At 33.0% G+C, this 22,306-nt stretch carries 18 protein-coding genes; 9 read left to right on the forward strand and 9 right to left on the reverse strand.

What is annotated here, in order from left to right:
• The first annotated feature begins 31 nt into the window (after positions 1–31).
• The 3 genes from BM088_RS01920 (at position 32) to BM088_RS01930 (ending at position 2,776) form a co-directional block, all read left to right on the forward strand.
• Complete coding sequence (locus BM088_RS01920; RefSeq protein ID WP_091979333.1) at positions 32–739, forward strand: P-loop NTPase family protein; 708 nt, start codon at positions 32–34, stop codon at positions 737–739.
• A gap of 8 nt (positions 740–747) precedes the next feature.
• The gene (locus BM088_RS01925) at positions 748–1,164 is read left to right on the forward strand and encodes an ATP-binding protein (protein WP_091979336.1); all 417 of its coding nucleotides are present in this window, start codon (positions 748–750) and stop codon (positions 1,162–1,164) included.
• Positions 1,165–1,270: 106 nt separating this feature from the next.
• Positions 1,271–2,776: a sigma-54-dependent transcriptional regulator gene (locus tag BM088_RS01930; protein ID WP_091979339.1), complete on the forward strand. Its 1,506-nt coding sequence runs from the start codon at positions 1,271–1,273 to the stop codon at positions 2,774–2,776.
• A 99-nt stretch (positions 2,777–2,875) separates the two neighbouring features.
• On the opposite strand, the gene BM088_RS01935 is transcribed toward BM088_RS01930, so the two are convergent.
• Positions 2,876–3,931 (reverse strand): CNNM domain-containing protein, encoded by a 1,056-nt coding sequence (locus BM088_RS01935; protein WP_091979342.1) that lies wholly within the window; start codon positions 3,929–3,931, stop codon positions 2,876–2,878.
• 505 nt (positions 3,932–4,436) lie between these two features.
• Entirely contained in the window at positions 4,437–5,462 is a 1,026-nt protein-coding gene (locus tag BM088_RS01940) for a glycosyltransferase family 4 protein (protein ID WP_091979344.1), read from the reverse strand.
• A gap of 26 nt (positions 5,463–5,488) precedes the next feature.
• Between BM088_RS01940 and BM088_RS01945 the strand changes: the two genes are divergently transcribed.
• Positions 5,489–5,812 (forward strand): Hpt domain-containing protein, encoded by a 324-nt coding sequence (locus BM088_RS01945; RefSeq protein WP_177207924.1) that lies wholly within the window; start codon positions 5,489–5,491, stop codon positions 5,810–5,812.
• Here BM088_RS01945 and BM088_RS01950 read toward each other — a convergent pair.
• Complete coding sequence (locus BM088_RS01950) at positions 5,809–6,717, reverse strand: gluconeogenesis factor YvcK family protein (RefSeq protein WP_091979348.1); 909 nt, start codon at positions 6,715–6,717, stop codon at positions 5,809–5,811. The genes BM088_RS01945 and BM088_RS01950 overlap by 4 nt on opposite strands.
• Before the next feature lie 276 nt (positions 6,718–6,993).
• On the opposite strand from BM088_RS01950, the gene BM088_RS01955 reads away from it, so the two are divergent.
• Positions 6,994–9,042: a PAS domain-containing sensor histidine kinase gene (locus BM088_RS01955; protein ID WP_091979350.1), complete on the forward strand. Its 2,049-nt coding sequence runs from the start codon at positions 6,994–6,996 to the stop codon at positions 9,040–9,042.
• 9 nt (positions 9,043–9,051) lie between these two features.
• Here the strand turns inward: BM088_RS01955 and BM088_RS27870 are convergent, their stop codons facing one another.
• On the reverse strand, positions 9,052–10,890 hold the full coding sequence (locus tag BM088_RS27870; RefSeq protein ID WP_091979352.1) for a sensor histidine kinase: 1,839 nt from the start codon (positions 10,888–10,890) through the stop codon (positions 9,052–9,054).
• Positions 10,887–12,128, reverse strand: a complete 1,242-nt coding sequence (locus BM088_RS01965; RefSeq protein ID WP_091979354.1) for an ABC transporter substrate-binding protein — start codon at positions 12,126–12,128, stop codon at positions 10,887–10,889. The genes BM088_RS27870 and BM088_RS01965 overlap by 4 nt, the downstream gene beginning before the upstream one ends.
• A 193-nt stretch (positions 12,129–12,321) precedes the next feature.
• On the opposite strand from BM088_RS01965, the gene BM088_RS01970 reads away from it, so the two are divergent.
• Positions 12,322–14,433, forward strand: a complete 2,112-nt coding sequence (locus BM088_RS01970) for an EAL domain-containing protein (RefSeq protein ID WP_177207925.1) — start codon at positions 12,322–12,324, stop codon at positions 14,431–14,433.
• 323 nt (positions 14,434–14,756) lie between these two features.
• On the opposite strand, the gene BM088_RS01975 is transcribed toward BM088_RS01970, so the two are convergent.
• Positions 14,757–15,185: a hypothetical protein gene (locus BM088_RS01975; RefSeq protein WP_091979358.1), complete on the reverse strand. Its 429-nt coding sequence runs from the start codon at positions 15,183–15,185 to the stop codon at positions 14,757–14,759.
• Positions 15,185–16,342 carry a hypothetical protein gene (locus tag BM088_RS01980; RefSeq protein ID WP_091979360.1) on the reverse strand — a complete coding sequence of 386 codons (1,158 nt, stop codon included), beginning with the start codon at positions 16,340–16,342 and terminating at the stop codon, positions 15,185–15,187. The genes BM088_RS01975 and BM088_RS01980 overlap by 1 nt, the downstream gene beginning before the upstream one ends.
• A gap of 202 nt (positions 16,343–16,544) precedes the next feature.
• Here BM088_RS01980 and BM088_RS01985 point away from each other — a divergent pair, with 202 nt between their 5' ends.
• Positions 16,545–17,018, forward strand: coding sequence for a LabA-like NYN domain-containing protein (locus tag BM088_RS01985; protein WP_091979362.1), 474 nt, complete (start codon positions 16,545–16,547; stop codon positions 17,016–17,018).
• Positions 17,019–17,066: 48 nt separating this feature from the next.
• On the opposite strand, the gene BM088_RS01990 is transcribed toward BM088_RS01985, so the two are convergent.
• Positions 17,067–17,735 carry a tRNA (adenine(22)-N(1))-methyltransferase gene (locus BM088_RS01990; RefSeq protein ID WP_091979364.1) on the reverse strand — a complete coding sequence of 223 codons (669 nt, stop codon included), beginning with the start codon at positions 17,733–17,735 and terminating at the stop codon, positions 17,067–17,069.
• A 97-nt stretch (positions 17,736–17,832) separates the two neighbouring features.
• Positions 17,833–19,287, reverse strand: a complete 1,455-nt coding sequence (locus tag BM088_RS01995; protein WP_091979366.1) for a protein adenylyltransferase SelO — start codon at positions 19,285–19,287, stop codon at positions 17,833–17,835.
• A 233-nt stretch (positions 19,288–19,520) separates the two neighbouring features.
• On the opposite strand from BM088_RS01995, the gene trhO reads away from it, so the two are divergent.
• Positions 19,521–20,504: an oxygen-dependent tRNA uridine(34) hydroxylase TrhO gene (gene trhO / locus BM088_RS02000; RefSeq protein WP_091979369.1), complete on the forward strand. Its 984-nt coding sequence runs from the start codon at positions 19,521–19,523 to the stop codon at positions 20,502–20,504.
• Between the two features lie 182 nt (positions 20,505–20,686).
• Positions 20,687–22,078, forward strand: a complete 1,392-nt coding sequence (locus tag BM088_RS02005; RefSeq protein WP_177207926.1) for an MATE family efflux transporter — start codon at positions 20,687–20,689, stop codon at positions 22,076–22,078.
• Positions 22,079–22,306 lie beyond the last annotated feature (228 nt).

Here is a 22,306-nt window from a genome sequence, read left to right on the forward strand (position 1 = left end):
CAAAGTTCTAAATGATTTGTCAGGAGTTAAAATGAAAATTATTCCACCGCAATATCAAGAGATAGAAAGTTTATTTCAACAAGTAAAAGATCAGCAAGCAAAAGTGGTTACTTTAATATCTTCATATGGTGCAGAAGGTACTTCTTCAGTAACGTTCTCTTTAGCTTCAAAAATAAGATCAGCCAAGAAATCAGTATTAGTTATTGAGTTAAATCAGTTTCAACCTATTAAACCAAAAACTTTAGGTTTTGATGAGCCTGTGGGAGATTGGTGTTTTAGTGATATAAGCTGTCAACTTAATATTATTGAATTAAAAAAAATTCCTTTTTTAAGTCTTAGTGGCTTAATTGATATCGAAATTGCACGTGAATCAAATGTATTAAGTGAAGCAATCTTAAGGTTACAGCAAGAGTTTGAATATATTTTAATCGATATGTCACCTGCGATGCGAGTAAATAAAATGAATATTCCACTTCATATCGTGAGTAAATTTACCGACTTAACCTTAGTTTGTGTGGCACTTGGAAAAAACAGTGAAAGTGATTTATTGGAAGCACAAACAAAAGTAAAGTTAGCAGGGTTTAAAAGTTTATCCTATGTTGTTACCCAGCAATATTTACCACCTTTGGGACCTCAATTATTAGAAAGCATTAAACATTATTTAGTAAAATTACCTAAAATAAGGCTATGGTTATTGAAACTCGTTAAAAAACAGCAATGGTTGTTTAATTGCCCATAGGAGCACTCATGTCTACTTTATATTATCGTCGGTTTAATTTAATTTGGGCTGCATTGACTTTTATCAGACAAACATTGTTGTTTATTTTAAAAGATATTCCCGTGAGTGAGGATGATATTGATAAATCTGGTTTAGTCATGACCGAATATTTAAGTAATTTATTACGTCATAGCAATGGTGAAAATGAAGCTGTTACGTTAGTCTTAAGTGATTTAGGTGAGAATATTCGTATCACTTTAATTGATCCAACACTTTATTGTAAATTATTAAAGTCGGGAGACAGTGATTGGGAATTAGAACAAGGAGAGTTAGTTGAAGGGGGGATGGGGCTTGCGTTGATAAAACATTATTTTGATGATTATCAGTATACTATCACTCAAGGAAAAAACTACTTTAGCTTTGAAGTACCTAGACAGTTGGTTTAAGAGATTAAGTATTTGCAGGTAAAGAACTTTTTATTTTTTTGAATTGACGATTCACCTTTATTGGTCCTTAATTAAACTATCAGTTTAAATTATAAGGAAGTTGTTTATGGCGCCTAGTGTTTTAATTGTAGAAGATAATTTATCCCTTTCTCAATTGTATGAAAGCTATTTAATACCGACAGGTATTAATACTGACGTAGCAAGCACTGGTGAGCAAGCATTAGCGTTTTTAGCTGATAACAAACCACAACTCATTTTATTAGATATTATGTTGCCAGATATGAATGGCATGGATATTTTAGCATCATTGGATCAAAATGATCGTCCACAAGTCATTGTATTAACTGGTCATGCAAGTAAAGAGCTGGCAGTGCAAGCCATACGTTTAGGTGCAACTGACTTTCTTGAAAAACCGATTGATGCAGATAGGTTTCGCATTACTATAAATAACGCTCTAAAGCTAAAAAACCTTACTGAAAAAGTATCAAACTATCAGCAAAAATATGAAAATGGACGATTTTATGACTTAATTGGTAGTTCAAGCTTGATGCAATCTGTGTATCAAATTATTAATAATGCAGCCCAAAGCAAAGCAACAGTTTTTATCACAGGTGAAAGTGGAACTGGTAAAGAGTTATGTGCATCGGCAGTACATCAGGCAAGTCCTAGAAATAAATCCCCTTTTATTGCGTTAAATTGTGCAGCCATTCCTAAAGATCTCATTGAGAGTGAAATTTTTGGTCATGTTAAAGGAGCGTTTACAGGAGCAACTAATAATAGAGAAGGGCTTGCTGGTCAGGCTAATGGCGGTACCCTTTTTTTAGATGAAATTTGTGAAATGCAGCTCAATCTACAAAGTAAGTTATTAAGGTTTATTCAAACGGGCACATTTCAAAAAGTTGGCAGTGAAAAGTTAGAAAAAGTAGATGTACGCTTTGTTTGTGCTACTAACCGAGATCCATTAGTTGAAGTTAATGAAGGGCGCTTTAGAGAAGATTTATTTTATCGCTTACATGTAATCCCTATCGAATTACCTTCTCTTAGTGCAAGAGATGGTGATGTAATTGAAATTGCAGATTTTTTATTTAAAAAACTAAGTAAAGAGGAAGGTAAGTGTTACAAAACAATGTCGTATCATACGAAACAAAAGTTACTCCAATACCCTTGGCCCGGTAATGTTAGGCAGTTAGAAAATATTATTAGAAATACTGTGGTGCTTAATGATGCGGACATAATAGAGCCTCAAATGTTACCCCCATTACCACGAGCAGATAAAAGTAATTTGTCAAATTCATCACAAAGTTATGATAATAATCAAATGTCTAATGATTTTATAAATCGAACTTCGGAAATTAAAAGCCCAGAAAATAGCGCATCAACGAATCAAAGTTTTTCTCAACCAGCAGATTCTTTAGTAACGTCAGATGAGTATTATCATGTAAGTAATTCACAAAATATTAAACCTTTATGGCTCATTGAAAAGTCATATATCGAACAAGCTATTGCATTATGTGATAATAATATTCCTAAAGCAGCTGCTTCGTTAGATGTCAGTCCATCAACGATTTACCGTAAAATGAAAACATGGCAAGAGCAAAATACGGTATGTTAAATAGAAGTGGGCTGATTAGGCTTTAAAAGGTATGCTTATTTTGTTTATGAAGCAAAAATAAGTGGTCATTAAGTGCTGCTTTGTAACAGGCTCATTTAATTATTTTTGCTGTTCCTCCAAATTAATCCCGTATTTTTTAGCTTTTGCTTTCCATAAACGTTTTGCTACTTTTTGCATATCAATATCTTTATCGCCTTCATCTATTATTTCTTGCCCGATGAGAGTTTCCAAAATATCTTCTAGTGTTAATATTCCCCGCACCGTACCATATTCATTTACAATCAATGAGATGTGATCTTTACCTATCAGCATTTCTTTCATGGCGTGTAGCAAGAACATATTATCCAGCAAAGTAGGCATGGTCCTGAGATAGTTGCTTAAGCAAGTATCACTATTACCACGAGCCTGAGCTAACAAAAGATCGGTTCTGATAACAAACCCAATAATATCATCTTGATTTTTATCATAAACGGGGATTCTCGTAAAACGATTTTTTTTGTGCTTATGAAAAAACTCTCCGACTGAAAGATCTTGAGATTCATGGAAAATCACCGTTCTAGGTGTCATTACTTTTCTGATCTTTATTTCTTGTAATAACAAAAGGTTCTGTAAGATTCTAGCTTCTTGGGGCTCTATATGACCTTCATCTGCACTTAATTGCGCCATAATGGAAAATTCATTGCGCCTAAATCCTGATGGCTCTTTTTTAACCATATTACGCGTAATAAATTCTAACATTTTGATAAATGGATTAAGTATCCATATTAAATATTTTAGACAGTAAGCGGTAGCTGGCGCTAATATTTTCCAATAAGAAGCCCCAATTGTTTTAGGGATAATTTCTGAAAAAATTAAAATCAATAAAGTTAATATTACGGATACTATCCCAAGTGAAGCATCCCCTAATACAAATGTTGCTTGAGCGCCAACACCTGCGGCCCCAACGGTATGGGCTATGGTATTTAGAGTCAAAATAGCGGCTAAAGGTTTATTTATATCTCCCTTTAACTTACGTAAAATTTCACCAGATTTTTGGCCTTTTTTTTCTATCAGAGCAATATAGACCCAAGAAACACTCAAGAGTACCGCTTCGGCAATAGAGCACAAAAACGAAAAGAATAAAGCAATAAATAAATACAATCCTAAAAGAAACATAGACTCCGTATTGTGCTAATTGGTTAGTATTTTTATAGTTCATTATTAAGGTAAGCTCAATTTGTCAAAATAGTCTACTTTGATGCCCTTTATTACAGAAAAATCTATACAGACGTTATTGTGAAAATAGGTTATTTATATCAATTGGATAATTCATTAATTATGAGTATATTTATTGTTGGATTTGAATCGCGTTTAAAATTCCCATTATTGTGAGTTGCTTTGTTCAGTTGTATAAGTGCTATTATCTCATTTTGTTTAGGAATTTATCACCATGGGTGAGAATTTTTAAATGATGTAAATGTCATTTCTCGAGCCAAAATAATACTTATTTTTTATAAAGAGCACACTGCAGAAGGCCTATGCAGATGATAATACGACATACAGCTCTAGACTTTCTCTCCTTTTTATAGACATATAAATTTCTACTTGAATGTTTTGTAGCTAGGTGAAGTGTGATCATCTATATCGCATAGTGTGGCGTCACAATGCCATGCAGATAATCCTATCCTCGACCATATCGCAGCTTATAAGCACAGGTTAATAGCTTTAATTGTTGTGTACCGCTAAAGCTTTTTATTAAAGTATTGTGAGCATTTTTAATTAATAATAATTTTTGTTGTGTATTCAATTGCTGCCACGTATTGAGAGTTGACCCCAAAGAATCACTTGTTATATTTTCACAAATCATTCCTGAATAGTTATTTTTAATGACTTTATTAACAGCCCCTACCTGCGTGCTTATTACACAAGTACAGTGATTGATTGCTTCTAATAAAGCTAAGGGTAAACCTTCTTGGCGAGAAGTTATCATAAGTAAATCGATATTTGGCCAAATAACATCAGCTTTTTGATGACCATGGAAGGTTAAGTTTTCAGGAAAGTTATCTTGTAATGTGTTCTTCATAGGACCATCACCATAAATATGAAAACTAAAAGCTTTGTTATTTATAAATTTTTTGGCAACTTGTATAAAAATGTCAGGCCCTTTTTCAAATGAAAGTCGACCAACAAAAGCAACTCTTATCGTATTTGATGGTGGAGTGTAATTAAATTGTTTAATTGAAACAAAATTATTGAGTATTGTGGCACGAGATATATTTGCTGCGATTTGCTCAGATACAGCAAAGTTACGAGATAAAACACTTGTTAACCTATCAAATAAATTATAAAACCTTAACTTTCCAGAACCAGTTTCACCAGCATGGTAAGTTGATATACATGGCTTGGAAATGAATTTACAAATAATACGGCCTATAATCCCGGCTTTGTAACCGTGAGTATGTAAAACATAAGGTTGCGTTTGTTTATTTAAATAATGATATAAACTGAAGGGTTGACCATTTAATATATGGTAGTTGATTTTATTGTGTTTTAGCTGTTCATAGAAAAAAATGTTTTTATGGTCTTTATAAAAAAGTACTTCTAAATCAATTTGATGATGTAATAATAATTTTGCAAGTTGTATTATATGTGACTCAATACCCCCGTATAATCCAGAGTCTACAAATATGATAATATGGCTTTTCATATTAAGACCTCCCACAAGGAATGCATATGTTTATTAAGGCCGTTGTTTTAAAGTTACAGCAGGATGTTGGTGAAACACTTGCGAAGGAATTAATGCAAGTCTTTATTGTTGAAACCAACAAGCTAGTGACGCAGTTAATTAAAGCGCAACAACAAAATAATATTGACGATGTGATTTTAATTAGCCATAGCTTAAAAAGTAGCGCCCGTACATATGGCGCTGAGATTTTAGCTGATTTGTGTGAAAAAATTGAATTGGAAGGGAAAAATAATAATGATTTAACGTTATTATTTTCCCAGTTGGGTGATACGTGTGAGCAAACTTTAAAATCAGCCATAATATTTACCTAATGGATTATATTTGTATTCGTTTTGTATGTTGATTTACACTGGTTTTTTGTACATATAAATTGGCTTAATACATGTTTAAGCTGTGTAACATCGTGTAATGTATCATTTTGATTTATCTCACATAGAGGTAAGTTTCTATCATCTAATGCAAATATGGCGTCTTGACCTAAAATTAAATCGTAAAACTTAAAACCTAAAATTTTTGTTGCCCATAACTCATTGGCTTGGTTCCTAATTAAAGAAGCCACGCTGTTCTCGGTTGTTTTATTAGTGATAAATATGCGGGTCGCCATGGTATTCTTTAATGCGGTTTGAATATTTTCAACCAATAAAACAGGGAGTACACTCGTTAGTAAGCTGCCAGGGCCAATAAAGACGTAATCGGCTGATAAAATGTCATTAATGGCTTGTTGTGGTGCTTGTACCGGGTTAGTTAAACCTAAAGCTTGTGGTAGTTCTGTCAGAGCATCAATTTCACATTCACCAACGATTTTGGAGCCATCAATTAAAGTAGCCGATAAGTCAGTTACCTGATCACTCATAGGCAAAATTGTTTGCTGCACATCAAGTAATTGGCATAACCAATAAATGGCTTCGCTTGGTTTTTGAGTGACTTGAGATAAGGCAAGTAAAATTAAATTTCCCAGTGAATGACTTGATAACTCCCCTGCATTTTCAAATCGCTGCTGTGCAATTAATGTTAGTAAGTTATTTGAATTTGCAAGCGCTAAAATACAACGACGTATATCACCATAGGCAATACAGTTTTTAGCTTGCCTGAGTTTTCCTGTGCTACCGCCATTGTCGGTTGTTGCAATAATGGCGCTAATATCATTATTCAGAGGACGCAAAGCAGTTAATACTTGTGATAAACCATGGCCACCACCAATGCATACGATTTTCATACATATTACTCCAAACTCATAAGTTATATTTTAAATAACCAAGTTTTAAGCCAGTTTTGTAAAAGTTAAATTTTGTTTTTTTGATTTACCGTTAACTCATTGAAATTAAGTGTTTATATTGTGCTGGTGATAGGTTGGAAAGTTTAAGCTTCTGGGAATTTGTATTTTAAAACGTTTTATTTTGGTAAAAAATAAAATTAATTGCATTTTGCAAAGCTAAATGAATCATTTTGATTAGACTATGCTTAGTTTATAACACATTTTGGAATCGCGAATTTGACTGATGAAATTATAAATAAGGCATTTATTCTTAGCTTTATTGAAAGCTTAGCATTTTCAAGAAGTAGTGAAGAAACCATGTTTAGGTTGAAACTTTCATTAAAATCTATTTTTGAATTTGAAAACTTGATTGTCACTGTGGCTGATCAAAGTGATTTAGACCAAGCTAATTTTTTAACTTGCATTTGTGCCACCGAGACCGAGTTTGAGAGTACTTATTGGCCTATTTGTCAGCTATTTAGTAAGGCTTTTGCGCAACAAATCCTGTTAGTTGACAATATATTTGAAGATCTTGAATTTGAAATCCAGCCTTTACCTGTAAAACAAAAATTATCAAAAGTTTTATTATATGCTTTTAATTTTTCAGAACGAAAAGGCATGTTCATTTTTACCTTGCCAGAAGAACATAAAATAAACCAAACCGTATTAGCGCAATTAGAGCAATTGTCTCCTGTTTTCAAACAAACATTTGTGCAACTTGAGCAGGAATATTGGATTAAGCAAAGGATCAATGAAAGAACACTAGCATTAAAAATGAGTGAACAAAGGTTTAGATATTTTGCACAAACGGCATCAGATTGGTTTTGGGAAACAGATAAAGAGTTAAAGTATATTTATTTATCGAATTCTGAAAATGAATTAAAACAAAAAAGCTATCAACATTTTTTAGGGAAAACACCTCTTGAATTACGTTCTGAAAATGAAGTTGGGCAACTTAAAAAGTGGAGTTTTTTCTTACATTTAATTAATCAAAAATCAAAAATACATGACTTTGAATATGAAGCAAAAGGTACGCAAGGGGGAAGTTTTTGGATCTCATTATCTGGTTGTCCTAATTTTAATGAGAATAATCAATTTATTGGATATATGGGGACAGGTAAAGATATTAGTTATAATAAACAAAGAGAAATAGATTTGCAGCAAGCAACAAAGAACGCAGAGCAAGCCAGTGCTGCAAAATCAAACTTTTTGGCTGTAATGTCTCATGAAATCAGAACCCCAATGAATGCTGTTTTGGGCATGTTAGAGCTGTTGGAAGACACTGGGTTGAATGAGCAACAACAAGAACTACATGATTATATGCATTCAAGTGCCCAGTTATTACAAGGTGTGATATCTGATACTTTAGATTTTTCTAAGATAGAGTCAGGTAAATTAGAGCTGGAATACAGCACGGTTAATTTACATTCATTGATCAAAAATATTTCTAAGCAGTTTGAAGTTCAGGCTATAAAAAATACTTTAACCTTTAATGTTACTTTAGCTCAAAATGTACCTAAGCTCATCTTGGGTGATGCCACTCGTTTGGCGCAAATTTTATTTAATATTTTAGGTAATGCATTTAAATTTACTGAAAATGGTGCGGTTAATTTAGACGTCAGTTTAACTACTGAAGGTATAAAGTTTATTGTTAAAGATACTGGCGTTGGTATTTCAGAGCATAATATTACTAAATTATTTTCAGCTTTTACACAAGTTGACTCTTCTATTAAGCGCCGTCAGCAAGGTGTTGGATTAGGGTTAAGCATTGCTAAAGAATTATTAACTTTAATGGAAGGTAAAATTAAGTGTACAAGTAAGTTAGGGGAATTTACTCATTTTACTTTTTCGATTCCTTATATCCCTATTAGTCATGAAATTAATGACCTTAAAGTACATCATAAGCAAAATAAAAAGTGCGCTGTGTTATCAATATTAGTTGCTGAGGATAACATTGCTAATCAAATGGTGGTCAAAGCCTTATTAGAAAAGCGTAATCATAAAGTTACATTGGTTGAAACAGGCACTGAAGCAATTGAAGTCTTAAAACAACATACATTTGATTTAATCTTAATGGATATGATGATGCCAAAAATGGATGGTATTGAGGCAACTAAAATTATCAGAGCACAAAGTGTATATCAAAAATTGCCAATAATAGCACTTACGGCAAATGCGAGTTTAGAGGACAAAAATCAATGTTTAGCGGCTGGTATGAATGATGTTATCACTAAACCTGTAGATAGCCGTTTGCTTGCAAGCAAAGTTGAGTATTATGGTGAATGATTGGTGTTTTTACTCTATTTCGATGATCGGGATTGAAATAGTAAAACAGCTACCTTGATTTACTTTTGAAGTGACTGATATCTGACCTCCATGTTGATTAATAATATTATGGCTAATCGATAATCCTAAACCAGTACCTGTGCCTATTGGCTTAGAGGTATAAAAAGGGGTGAATATTTTAGATAGCGACTCATTTTCGATTCCGCAGCCCGTATCTTCTATTTCAATTAGGATATCATTATCTTTTACCTTAGAACGTACGTATATATTACCTTTATCATCAATTGCTTGACCTGCATTGATCAATAAATTCATAAATACTTGATTTAGTTTCCCTGGAAATGCCAATGTCATAGGTAAAGGTTGTAAATCAACATGAATTTCACAATTATATTTAAGTTCATTCCATACAATTTTAAGTGTCGCATTTAGGCCTTCGTTAATATCTATTAAGCTTTTTAGTGGCTGTTCAATACGGGCAAATATTTTTAAACTTTGCACTATCTCATCAACACGGTCAATACCACCTATAGTGCTTTCTATTAATGGAAATATATCTTTAAAGAGGTAATCAATATCATATTTATCAATTAGTGTTTGTTGTTTTTGCTTGTATTCTGCCATGATGTTGTCTTTAAATGATGTATCATCAGATAGCGCCTTATTATATTCTTGCAGGTCATTCAAATAGTCGTTTAAGACTGTTAAATTGCTTTTAACATAACCTATGGGGTTATTTATTTCATGGGCAACACCAGCAGCAAGCAAACCGATACTGGCCATTTTTTCAGACTGTACGAGTTGGGATTCACTCAGTTTTAGCTCATCATTGGCTTGTGTTAATTTTGAATAACTGGTTTTTAATGCTTGTTCTCTTTTCTCTACTTGTTTGGCCATTTGATTGAATTTATGAAGTAAAGATGAAAATTCAACTATGCTAGACTCTTCAGGCATTGCTTGGATATGTTCGCCTTTATCTAATTTCTCTGTCGCTTCGCTAAGTGATAAAAGTGGCTTAACAAAATATCGATAACCAAAAAAGTAAGCTAAAAAAGAAGTAATCAAAATAGCGACGATGATAATGGCGCTTATTTGCACCATTAACTTATATAACATTGAGTTTATAATGCTTTTATCAATCGTGAAAAGTAGCGATAAGTCTAATTTAGGCCAATCAATACGCTTTGTTTCTCCAATTATGACCTCTCCAAATGTGATAAGTGTTTGATTATTTTTCATCAGCCCTATGCTTATGCCTTCGAGTCGTTTATCTGCGCTTATTTGTTCATTAATATCAGCAATAGGAATTTGCATCGTCAAAATGCCTTCGATTGAATTTTGATATTTTATGGCGACTGAAATAGCAAAAAAATACGGCTCTGTTTCTCCAGTAATTGATATATTTGTTAAAGTCTGATTATTGGATATATTACTTTTTAATACGGATTTAAACCAAGGGATTTGTTGTTGAATTAACTGAGAACTATTTAAGGTCGTATGTAAAAGCCGTCCTTCAAAGTCAAATAAACTAAGCTTATATGACTTCCCTAATATCGTTAAATCAGCCATAAAATCATTTATTTTTCCTAAATTAGATTCCGGCTGCATTAATGTTTGCAGCATGATAGGTAATTTAGCTTTTTCTTTTAAAATAGTAAGTCTTTGGTTTAGATATATTAAGTAATTGTTGTTGATTTGATTTATTTCACGAGAAATAATTTTATTTTGTTCAGCATTTATTGTACTGATCACTTGATTGCTAACTAACGCAGAGATCAGTAAGGCTAATGATGCACAACTTAAAAATACAAAGCCTGCCAGAGCAAAAGAAACAGATATTTTTTTCATAGGCCAATTTTTTCGTTATTTTTAATGAGAATTATCTCATTATCATCACCATAATAAGCCATGACATAATCATTAAAAGATAATGCTTCGTGGGCATCAGGTTGATTTATCATATAAGGTGAAAACGGTTTTATATAAGTTTTAATTAATCCTTCGACTGGTTTTTGTAATGACTCCAATGCTTTATGGATATTGTGTTGATCTTGCTTTTTATCGCCGGTTAACCCTGATTGATTAATGGCGGAAATTAAAATTTTGGTTAAATCATAGCCGTGAATAAAGCCTGTTTGAGCCTTTATATCTTGTGGTGTTAAAAGTTGTTTGAAATTTTTTTTTGCAGTATTAAATACTGAAGTTGGTAACGCAGTTAGTTTATCGGAATTAAAAGAGAAGCTGGTTTGTATAAACTGTAAATCTAATGACTGGCGAATATCCTTATTAATTATATCAGCAAAATCTCCGCCAGTTATTCCCCAGTGGCTCCTAATTGGCAGCCTCTCATCTGAACTAAGTTCACTCATTGCTTTTGCAAACGTTTTTCCTTCGGTTGCGTTCCCCACAAAAAAAATGACGTCAGCAAGTGGTTTTATTTCTCTTAAGGTTAAACGCGCATGATTTTTTCCTATGCCCCAATTAAACCATTTTACACCCATAGGTTTTAAATTTTTTTGTTTGAGTGCTTTTGTTATCGTTTTTTCATTAGAGCGACCCCAGCCTGTGTCTTCAAGTAATAAAAAGGGTTTTGTAAAACCTTCTTTTATCGCATTATCACTGATTATAAATCCTGCTTTTTGATCGTCTATTGAGAGGCGAAATATCCAATTTTTTTTATGCGTTGTTCGTGTAATTGGACCCGCTGCAGCCCATGGATCAAGTAATAAAATTTCATTTTGATTTATGAATTTTTTGTTCGCTAAAATAGGTGGTGAATGCAACCCTGAAAAAACGAGCAGTGCGTTAGGGTCTTGCAGAAAAGCTTCTAAATTACGTTTACTACGTAATGAGTTACCTCTATGGTTTTTTATAACCAGATTAAGCTGATATTTGAATAATTTATGGTTAACTTCAAATAATGCTGTTTCAATACCTTGTTGAATTGAAATGCTAGATGCTTTGGCTCCAGAAAAATCTGCATCTAAGTATAAATTATACGTTTCTAATGCTTGAGTTTTAAAGTTGATTAAAATCAAAAATAAAATTGTAATTATTTTTTTCTGAAAAAAAAGTGAATGGCGCATAAGATTTATTCCATTAAAATAATATAATAAAATTTATTATAGTAAAAATAAAGGATTAGAAATTTAAAATCTAAAAGTTCTAAGTTAGAAACAAAAAAATTATTCTTTTTGCGTGTGCAAAATGTAAGGCTTTTAAAGCAAAGTAAGAGATAACTGCTAGTCTTATAAAAGATGAATGCAGCACTGGATTAAAATGGATTTGAACTCAATAAGCATTAAAACAAAGTTAATTTCCATCACATTTATTGTGGTCTTTTTGTGTGCTTTAGCTATTACTTTTTTAACTTTGTATCAACACCAAAAACTATATAAAGAAAACTTGGCTACAAACCTGTATGCCTTAAGTAGTAACTTATCTGATGAGTTATTTCCATATATGGCTGCACCACAACCTGAATTTATCGGATTAACCACAACTTTATTGAAACTTGAGCGTTATCAGCAAATTAAATTTGGGGTTGTGTTAAATAAATCAAATAAAGTGGTTGCACAATATTTAAACCCTGAGTTTAATCTTGATACTGAAGGTTTTTCTACACAAGATTGGGAAAGAATACTAAAAAATCAAGGTTCAGATTTTATTGAGAGCTTGATGGAAATTCATTTAATTGGGGATGAGCAATTCTCTACTGGTAACTTAATTATTGTGGCAGACTTATCCAATCAATTATCTCGAAATATGCAAGTCTTTATTACGCAATTAATCCCCCTAATTTTACTGATTATTTTAATTATTTTTGTTTTATCTCATTGGGTTCAAAGTGGCATTATTACACCACTTATTAATTTATCTCATTTAGTTTCGAGTGTTGGAAAAACAAAAAACTATCAACTGAGATATAAAGGGCATGGGCAAGATGAAGTTTCAGTTCTTGGCTCAAATATAAATGAAATGCTATCCATTATTAATGAACAAGATATTGAAAATAAAAGACATACTATAAAATTATTGAAACAACAAAAATCTTTGAAGCATTTAGCTGACTATGACCAATTAACAGGGTTACCAAATAGGAAGTTATTTTCTGAATTACTAAAGCAAGAACTCATTAAAGCCAAAAGAACAAATCAAGAATTAGCGGTGATGTTTTTAGATTTAGATGACTTTAAAACAGTTAACGATACGATAGGGCATCATGCTGGTGATGTTTTATTACAATTGGTTAGTGACAGAGTTAAGGCTCAATTAAGGGAAGGAGACACCTTAGCGCGTTTAGGTGGTGATGAATTTATTGTTATTTTAACTGAGTTGCCTAGCCATCTCACTGCAGTGAGTATTGCCCAGCGTATTTTAGAAAGCTTCATTAATTATTTTTATGTACAGGAGTGGGAAATACAATCAGGATTGAGTATTGGAATTGCATTTAATGAAAAAAATCGTTTTGATGCAGCCGCATTAATAAGTAATGCTGATGTTGCCATGTATAAAGCAAAAGAAGGGGGGAGGGGGCAGTTTGCTGTTTTTGAAGATAAAATGCAAAGTGTGCAACATAGGCATATGCTGATAGCAAATGAACTGGCAAAAGCGATTAGCAATGATGAGTTTAAATTATATTACCAACCTAAAGTCAGTCCTTTATTAGGCGTTATAGGCTTTGAAGCTTTAATTCGCTGGCACAGTCAATTTGATGGTTTAGTATCTCCAGCAGAGTTTATTCCTGTTGCTGAACATTGCGGTCGCGTTCACGACATTACGCGTTGGGTTTTAAAGCAAGGGCTAAAAGACTTATCATTTATTAATGATTGGTTTGGTCCTGGAGTTATCACTTCATTTAATGTATCAGCGATTGATATTACTAAAAAAGGGTTTATACAGTATTTAGAAGCATTAATTAAACTAAATAAAAGTAAAACAGACTCTATTGAATTTGAAGTTACTGAGTCATCTTATATCGAAAACTTTGAGTCTGCGAGTTTATTTTTTAAAGCATTAAATGAAATGGGGTGCTCAATTGCACTTGATGATTTTGGCACGGGTTATTCGTCTTTAAGTTATTTGACTCAAGTAAAGGCTAATACTTTAAAAATTGATCAGCAATTTGTAAAAAAAATATTTAGCTCAGATAGCGATAGGTTAATTGTTGAAAGTATTATCGGTTTGGCCAAAAAACTAAACTTAAAAGTATGTGCTGAAGGTGTCGAAACAAAAGAACAGTATGAATTTTTATCAAATTTTGATTGTGAGTTAATTCAAGGATATTATTTTTCTAAGCCTGTACCTTTAGAGGATTTAAAAAGTAAAGTAGACTCAATTCATAATTCTCATGTGTTTTCTGGAAAAAGTTCGAACGTAATTCACCTTTAATCTATTAAGGTAATGAATTATAAAAGCATGCATAAACAATGAGCCATATTATCGTATCTTTATATCACTCCAAGACATAAAATGAAGATACCTGATGCTTGCTTAAGCCCATCTTTGTGTTGTCATCATTCATATTAAATATAGTGTTCAGCTTTAATGACTATAGCTTTATAGTGAAGTGAATTATTATAAAATCAGTTTCTTACATGCATGGAGAAGGTGTGGTAACTCACTCTTTTGAAGTTTCATTAGAAAGTTAGTTATATATATGGATTGGTATTATATTTAACTTTAAAATTCACGATTTTAAATAGATATAATACTTAGTTTTCAGGGTAAATGACGATTAGGTTATCTGGTAATTCAGTATCTGCTGGCACGTACCCTATACTACCCTTAGTGGCTTCAAGATGCTTTAGTAAGGAATTGATTGTTGGATACTCTTTTGGTGGTTTTGTTCTACCTGAAAAGCGCATATGTGCCCAATAGGATTGAAGTCTTGATTCAGTTAGTCCTATCACTTGAGCATTAAATATTGAGCGTATTTGATGTGAACTGCTTAATGTTGTTGCTGAAGATGTAATAGTATCAGTGAGGTTTATATTAATACCTAAATATATTTGGCGTACTTCTTGTTTGCTTAGTTTAATTTCACTACTTAGTTTTTGTGTAATTACCCATATGTTTTCTTGGGCAAAGCTTGTAGGTATAATAAATGAGAATAAAAAAATCGCTTTAGTAAAATTCTTCATTAGAATACCCAGTCAAGCGCAAGCATTAAAACATTAACATTATTATGAGTGAATGAATAATGAGTGCGTTTGAGTTCTGCTTTTAAGGCTAAGTCCGATTTTAAATCCCACCTTACGCCAAGGGACCAAGAGTTTTGATCTGCTTCTATCAGTTCAGCTTGTATTCCATTATAAGTTGAAATTAAAGGTTTTAAACTTGGGGTTGATGGTAAACTTAAGCTTGGAAGTTTTCGGCTAAAATTATCATCTCTATCTGCATAAGTTAAGTGAAAAGTGTAATCATTTAATTGATAACCTGTGCTGATGTAATAGCTGGTACCTTCGCCTATTAGGTGTAAATCATGTTTTAAACTAAGCCATTCAGTTTTAATAAAATAATCAAAAGCATCGTAATTAATACTCAACTGGTAGTATTTCATTTTATCATCAATGAGAAGTGCTTGTGCTGCTGTACTTTGGTTTAATTGATGTAAAGTGGTGATGAGTGGCATTAAGTTATCATCTTTTATTGAAACATTTGCTTGTGAATAAGCCGCTCTAATACTTAAAGCGTTAAATTCTGTTGTCAAAACAAGCCCTGTAAAATTTTCAACATCGGGTGTAAAGGTTTGATCTGAAAAACTGACTTCATCATTAAACTTGCCATAAAAAGCTTCTATTTTAGTAGTAAAGGTTTTGTTAACAATATGATGTTGAAGGTTTATACCGTCAAAATGTGAAAAGAAAAATGATGCATATACTTCTTCTGGAGGCTTGATCCAGTGATAGGCAAAACCGACATCAAGCACATCACTATAAGTGAAAAATGACGTTCGTAATTGGCCAAGCTTGATATTTGTTGATGCATTTGGAGTATAACTTAAATAAAGCCATTCTAGCCCTGAATTTTTATGCTTATCTCGCGTTCCTAATATTTGCGCGGTTGCAGAAAAAGTTTTATTTATAGGAACGTCAAGTTGTAAACCGATTAAACTGTCAGGTTTAAAGCTAAAATCACCATGATGTTCTTCGTAAGGTGTTTTATCATTAATACTTGCGCCAGTGACAAGTCTTGTAAATCCTGAAAATTGAACTTCTTGAGCATTTAACTTAATGCTTAAGAGAAGCGCTAAGATAAAGAAGGTTAAGTAAAAATAAGCGGTGTTTTTTATCTTCATATGACTTTATTTTTTAATTCCTTTGAATAAAGTGTAGGTGCTTATTCGCAATAATTTTTAAATACTGGCAATAAAATTAAAATTTATAGTTATATTTCATAATGTCTTGTATATTTTAGGGGCTAAATGTTTGTGAGTATTACAAATTTTGATGATTGAAACTTATATGAAAAATTACAAATAAATTAAAGGAAATATAATTTTGAATAAAATTGCCATTTTTGTTGATGTGCAAAATGTCTATTACACTTGTAGAGAAACGTATAAACGTAATTTTGATTACAATCAATTTTGGGCACAGGCTACAGAGAATTGCGAAGTTAAATATGCTTTTGCTTATGCTATTGCGCGTTCTGATGAAAAACAAAAGCAATTTCAAAATATTTTAAGGGCAATTGGTTTTGAAGTGAAACTAAAGCCTTTTATTCAAAGAGCTGATGGCAGTGCCAAAGGTGATTGGGATGTGGGTATCACACTTGATATTATGGATTATGCCAGCGAAGTTGATAAAGTGATTTTAGTTTCGGGCGATGGTGATTTTGCAATGTTGTTAGACCGTGTACAAGGCAAATTTAATGTACCTTGCGATGTATATGGTGTTGCCAAATTAACTGCTTCAGCTTTAATAAATAGTGCTAGGGACTATATACCAATAGAAGGTGATTTATTGTTATAAGCTGTCATCTTGAGTATGTTTATGATGTAGCTTAATTGCTACAACAAGTTAAGCAGTGAGCGCTTGATATTGTTTAATGATATTTAATATTTCTTTATCAGTTTTTTGCGCCATTCGCTTGTAATGCTTAATTGTTTTAGTGAGATAATCTTTATCATCTTTTCTTGTAAAGTCCCACATGATTGAGCCTACAGGAGAAATTACTTGCTTTGCTGTTTGACTGATATGTAAAACTTCATAAAAACGGTTATTTTCACGAATAAGTGCTTCATCAATTAAGCAAAACTCTAATTCATTAAGCGATTTTCGAACTTTAAAATGATGATGCACTGGGCATAATAAAAATTCTAAATTATGTTCAGGGTGATTTTTAATGATGCTATTAACTAGTTCAACTAATAAGTCTCCACCCACACCTGCAATAATGATCAATTGTTTACTTTTTTTACATGTATTTTGTAAGGGGAGTTTTGCAACATCTAAACAATATACCTGCCAGTTTTTATGGTCAGGATTAATACTAAAAAATTGTTGCAACTTTGCTTCAAGTTCAGTCATAAGAGGCGCAACAACATCAACAAAATGAACTTTAGATGCGGCTTGCCTGGCTAATAGTTTGATGCCTAATTGCCCGTGATCGCAACAACAATCCCAAATATGATCATATTGATTTGTTATCATATTATTGATTGTGTTTAGGCGTTTACTTATCTTCAAAAGTGCTCTTAATTAAATTTAAATGTGATTGGCTGAGCTGACTTCAAATAATGAGACTGGTTCTTTATTTGAAGTGCATTATATCTGGTTTTAAGTGTTAAGTACCACAAAAAGTACGATATTGGTGATCGCCATCTTTAGGTTCATCTTGAAATTGGCTTGTTCGTTTGAGTTGTTCATAAGGGGAGCGTAAGACTTCAAGAAAGTCATCTATTACAGTGCTTTGACCTGATGTTTCATATTCGGCTAAAATCGCTTCAACATGATGGTTTCTTGGGATCACCAAAGGATTGTTTTTTGCCATTAATGTTTTAGCTGTTTGAGCACTTTGGTTTTTACTTGCAAGCATTGTTAGCCAATTAGCATACCAATCACCTAATTGTTGTTTTAGTGTGTCTTGTATATCTGTATCCGTTAAAGAGTCCGTTAATTTAGCAAAGGTACTTGTATAATCTAGTTGTTGTTTTTGCATCAGCTCTAATAATTCATTTATAAATTGATGGTCTTTTTTAGCTACCTCATTTAAACCTAATTTATTTGCAAGCATTGTAAAATAAGCCGTTTCAAATTTAGCATTAAAGGCAATAATTAAAGGTTCTATTTTTTCTAATGCTTTTTCTTGGTTGCTATCAACTAAGAGCAATAAACATTCAGCCAACCTTGCCATATTCCACTGTGCAATATGAGGTTGATTACCAAATGCGTACCTTCCTTGTTTATCAATAGAGCTAAAGACAGTACCTGAATGGTAATGGCTCATCATGGCACAAGGTCCAAAATCTATCGTCTCGCCAGAAATTGCTGTATTGTCTGTGTTCATTACACCATGAATAAAACCAACACGCATCCAGGCAATAATCAATTCAATTTGTTTGTCGATAGCACAGACTAAAAACTGTTCTATTTTATCTTCTGCATTGATATCAATATGCGAAAAGTGACGATTAATTGTATAATCAGTTAATGTGTTTAACGATTCTAAATCACCTTTTGCAGCAAAATATTGAAAGGTTCCCACTCTAATATGGCTTGATGCGACACGGGTAACAACAGCGCCAGGCATTACTTGCTCCCTATATACTGGCTCTCCAGTTATAACTACTGATAAACATCGAGAAGTTGGCACACCAAGTGCAAACATAGCTTCACTCATAATATATTCACGCACAGCTGGGCCTATAGCACAACGACCATCACCTTGTCTTGAAAATTGGGTCGGGCCAGAACCTTTTAATTGAATATCAAATCGTTTGTTATCATTATCTATGATCTCTCCTAATAAATGGGCGCGACCGTCACCTAAGTTAGGGTTAAAGTGGCCAAACTGATGCCCGCTATAAGCCAGTGCCATAGGTTCTGCGCCATCAGGAATTTGATTACCAGAAAAGTATTGCGCTAATAGATTATGATTATTTGTGATCTGTTCATCTATCAATAGACTTTGAGCAAGATTTTTATTCCAAAGTAGTAATTGCGGTGCTGCAACCTTTGTCGGAGCGATACGTTGATAGAAGGCACTATCTAGTTGGCTGTAAGTGTTAGAAAATTTCATAATTTAAGCTTTCTTTATAATGCAAACTGATATTAATTTATAAAATGATATCACTTTTAATCTGATCTGTAAGTTGAACATAAATTGCGTTGCGCTATTCAAGTTAAATAATATTTGATAGAATGCGCGCCCAATAAAACTTGATCTAGATCAAGTTGAGTATGTTAATCGCCCTAGTTAGGGTTTCTACAGCACTGGTTTTACGTTCCAGTTCGTTCAATGGAGAACACACAATGTCTGCATCACAAATAACAGTTTGTGCATTATATAAATTTGTTCGTTTAGAAAATTTTGAAGCTTTACGCGCGCCACTATTAGCAAAAATGGAAAGCCTAGATGTTAAAGGTACTTTATTGCTTGCAAATGAAGGCATTAACGGCACAATCGCTGGTTCTCATACTGGCATTGAACAAGTTTTACAGTTTTTAGCAGAAGATCCTAACTTAAGTAAAATTTCTTACAAAGTGGCTTTTAATGATGAAAATCCATTTCATCGTACAAAAGTTAAATTGAAAAAAGAAATCGTAACTATGGGTGTTGAAGGTGTTGATCCTAACCAAGTCGTTGGCACATATGTAAAGCCGAAAGATTGGAATGCACTCATTTCTGATCCTGAAGTGATCACAATAGATACACGTAACGATTACGAAATTGAAATTGGTACATTTAAACACGCAGTAAATCCAAATACAGAAACTTTCCGTGAATTTCCTGAGTATGTGAAAAACAACTTAGATAAAAATAAACATAAAAAAGTCGCTATGTATTGTACTGGCGGCATCCGTTGTGAAAAATCAACTGCTTACTTAAAAGATCAAGGTTTTAAAGAAGTTTATCACTTAGAAGGCGGTATCTTAAAATATCTTGAAGAAGTACCAAGTGATGAAACATTATGGCAAGGCGAGTGTTTTGTATTTGATGGTCGCGTAGCGGTTAATCATGATTTAGAGCAAGGTCAATATGACCAATGTTTTGCATGTCGTTTCCCTCTAACTGAAGCTGAAAAAGAAAGTGAGCATTACGTTAAAGGCGTAAGCTGCCATAGATGTCATGAAAAAGTGACTGATAAACAACGTGAGCGTTTTGCTGAACGTGAGCGCCAAATTATTTTAGCTGAGCAACGCGGTGAATCTCATATTGGCGGTGAAGTTAAAGAGTTAATCAGCGAGCGTCGTCAAGAAAAAGCAGATCGAAAAGCTGAGCAATCTGCTAGTTAGTTTTAAAATGCTTTTCAATTAGGCCGCTTATGAAGCGGCCTTTTTATTTTGTAACAATTTAAAAATACTCAAGTGATTGTAGTTAAATCAACTTCATTATAAAGTGCTTGTTTAGTTTGCATTGTGTGTGGAATACACGCGAATACAAACTCCTCCAAAATTGAAATTCGAGTTCCAAAACAATGAAAGATCTCACTCAAGGTTCAATACCTAAACATTTGATCGCTATGGCCATACCTATGATGGTAGGCATGTTTGTGCAAACGCTATATTTCTTAGTTGATTTATATTTTGTTGGCAAGCTAGGTGGTGCTGCACTGGCTGGTTTGAGTCTTGCTGGTAATGCGATGTTTTTGATTTTTGCTTTAACACAAATTTTGAATGTGGGCACCGCTGCGGCAATTTCTCATGCGGTAGGGCGAAAAGATAAAATAGATGCTAATTTAATATTCAATCAATCTATGATGGCTTCAAGCATAGTGGGTATTATAGTTTGTATAGCGGGGTACTTTGGTGCCAGTTCATACTTAAATATGGTGTCTCAAGACCTAGATACGGTTGGGGCAGGTTTAAGTTATTTAAACTGGTTTATACCTTGTATGGCTTTACAGTTTGTAATGGTATCTATCAGTGCCGCATTACGTGGAACAGGAGTTGTTAAACCAACCATGTTAGTGCAAATGATCTCTATTATAATCAATATTATTTTATCACCGATATTAATTGAAGGTTGGGGCACGGGATATGCAATGGGCATAGCCGGTGCAGGTTTTGCCAGTTCAATTTCAGTTGTGTGTGCTGTGATTATTCTATGTTTTTATTTTAAAAAATCAGAAAAATATATCAGTGTCGACTTTAGCTTATGGCGACCTAATACAGCAAGTTTAAAGAAGATTTCATCTATCGGTTTACCTGCTGGTGGCGAATTCTTTTTGATGTTTATTTATATGGGCATGATTTATTGGCTAATTCAGCGTTTTGGCGCTGATGCGCAAGCGGGTTTTGGTCTTGGTTCGCGTATTATGCAGTCATTGTTTTTACCTGCAATGGCTTTAGCATTTGCAGCACCTGCGGTTGCAGGGCAAAACTTTGGTGCTGAAAAGTTTATTCGCGTAAGAGAAACATTTAAATGGTCGGCTATTTTAACTTGCTCATTAATGTTAATACTTACTTTAGTATGTTTATATCAAGCTGAGTTTTTAGTAAAAGGCTTTGTAGACGAGCCTGAAGTTGTATTAATTAGTGCCGTTTTTTTACAAATGATTTGCTGGAATTTTATTCCATCAGGGCTTGTTTTCACTTGTTCTGGTATGTTTCAGTCTTTAGGTAATACTTGGCCTGCATTAATAAGCACTGGAACTCGGTTAATTAGCTTTGCTGTTCCAGCTTTATGGTTATCTCAACAAAGCGATTTTACCATTGAAAATTTATGGCATTTATCTGTAATAACTGTATGTATTCAAGCAGCAGTCAGTTTTTATTTATTGCGTAGAGAGTTTAGATTACGTTTACCTAAAGAAGGTGAGGGAAATGAAATTGACTTGGAAGCAGAAAAAGTAAATATAATGACTTGATTATGTCAATATTTTAAAATAAAGCCATAAAGTTACAAAATACTTAATGGCTTTTCTTTGTTGGTAGTTTCTTATTAACTTATTTATTTTTCATTGCCTCATTAAATAATTGATAAAAATTATAAAAAAACCGTTTGTTCTTTGTTCTTTTTTCTTTATTTGAAAAATTGATTTCTTTCATTTTTGAACCCTCTCATTATTTGATAGGAGAAGTGTAAAATCTCAAGT

Origin of the sequence: Pseudoalteromonas denitrificans DSM 6059 (genome assembly GCF_900112265.1) — a bacterium.
GTDB classification, from domain to species: Bacteria; Pseudomonadota; Gammaproteobacteria; order Enterobacterales; family Alteromonadaceae; genus Pseudoalteromonas; species Pseudoalteromonas denitrificans.

What these genes read in the sequence shown, in the direction of transcription:
- BM088_RS01920 (WP_091979333.1), top strand. Translation starts at nt 32, where the DNA reads ATGAAAATTATTCCACCGCAATATCAAGAGATAGAAAGTTTATTTCAA.
- BM088_RS01925 (WP_091979336.1), top strand. Translation starts at nt 748, where the DNA reads ATGTCTACTTTATATTATCGTCGGTTTAATTTAATTTGGGCTGCATTG.
- BM088_RS01930 (WP_091979339.1), top strand. Translation starts at nt 1,271, where the DNA reads ATGGCGCCTAGTGTTTTAATTGTAGAAGATAATTTATCCCTTTCTCAA.
- BM088_RS01935 (WP_091979342.1), bottom strand. Translation starts at nt 3,931, where the DNA reads ATGTTTCTTTTAGGATTGTATTTATTTATTGCTTTATTCTTTTCGTTT.
- BM088_RS01940 (WP_091979344.1), bottom strand. Translation starts at nt 5,462, where the DNA reads ATGAAAAGCCATATTATCATATTTGTAGACTCTGGATTATACGGGGGT.
- BM088_RS01945 (WP_177207924.1), top strand. Translation starts at nt 5,489, where the DNA reads ATGTTTATTAAGGCCGTTGTTTTAAAGTTACAGCAGGATGTTGGTGAA.
- BM088_RS01950 (WP_091979348.1), bottom strand. Translation starts at nt 6,717, where the DNA reads ATGAAAATCGTATGCATTGGTGGTGGCCATGGTTTATCACAAGTATTA.
- BM088_RS27870 (WP_091979352.1), bottom strand. Translation starts at nt 10,890, where the DNA reads ATGAAAAAAATATCTGTTTCTTTTGCTCTGGCAGGCTTTGTATTTTTA.
- BM088_RS01965 (WP_091979354.1), bottom strand. Translation starts at nt 12,128, where the DNA reads ATGCGCCATTCACTTTTTTTTCAGAAAAAAATAATTACAATTTTATTT.
- BM088_RS01970 (WP_177207925.1), top strand. Translation starts at nt 12,322, where the DNA reads ATGGATTTGAACTCAATAAGCATTAAAACAAAGTTAATTTCCATCACA.
- BM088_RS01975 (WP_091979358.1), bottom strand. Translation starts at nt 15,185, where the DNA reads ATGAAGAATTTTACTAAAGCGATTTTTTTATTCTCATTTATTATACCT.
- BM088_RS01980 (WP_091979360.1), bottom strand. Translation starts at nt 16,342, where the DNA reads ATGAAGATAAAAAACACCGCTTATTTTTACTTAACCTTCTTTATCTTA.
- BM088_RS01995 (WP_091979366.1), bottom strand. Translation starts at nt 19,287, where the DNA reads ATGAAATTTTCTAACACTTACAGCCAACTAGATAGTGCCTTCTATCAA.
- trhO (WP_091979369.1), top strand. Translation starts at nt 19,521, where the DNA reads ATGTCTGCATCACAAATAACAGTTTGTGCATTATATAAATTTGTTCGT.
- BM088_RS02005 (WP_177207926.1), top strand. Translation starts at nt 20,687, where the DNA reads ATGAAAGATCTCACTCAAGGTTCAATACCTAAACATTTGATCGCTATG.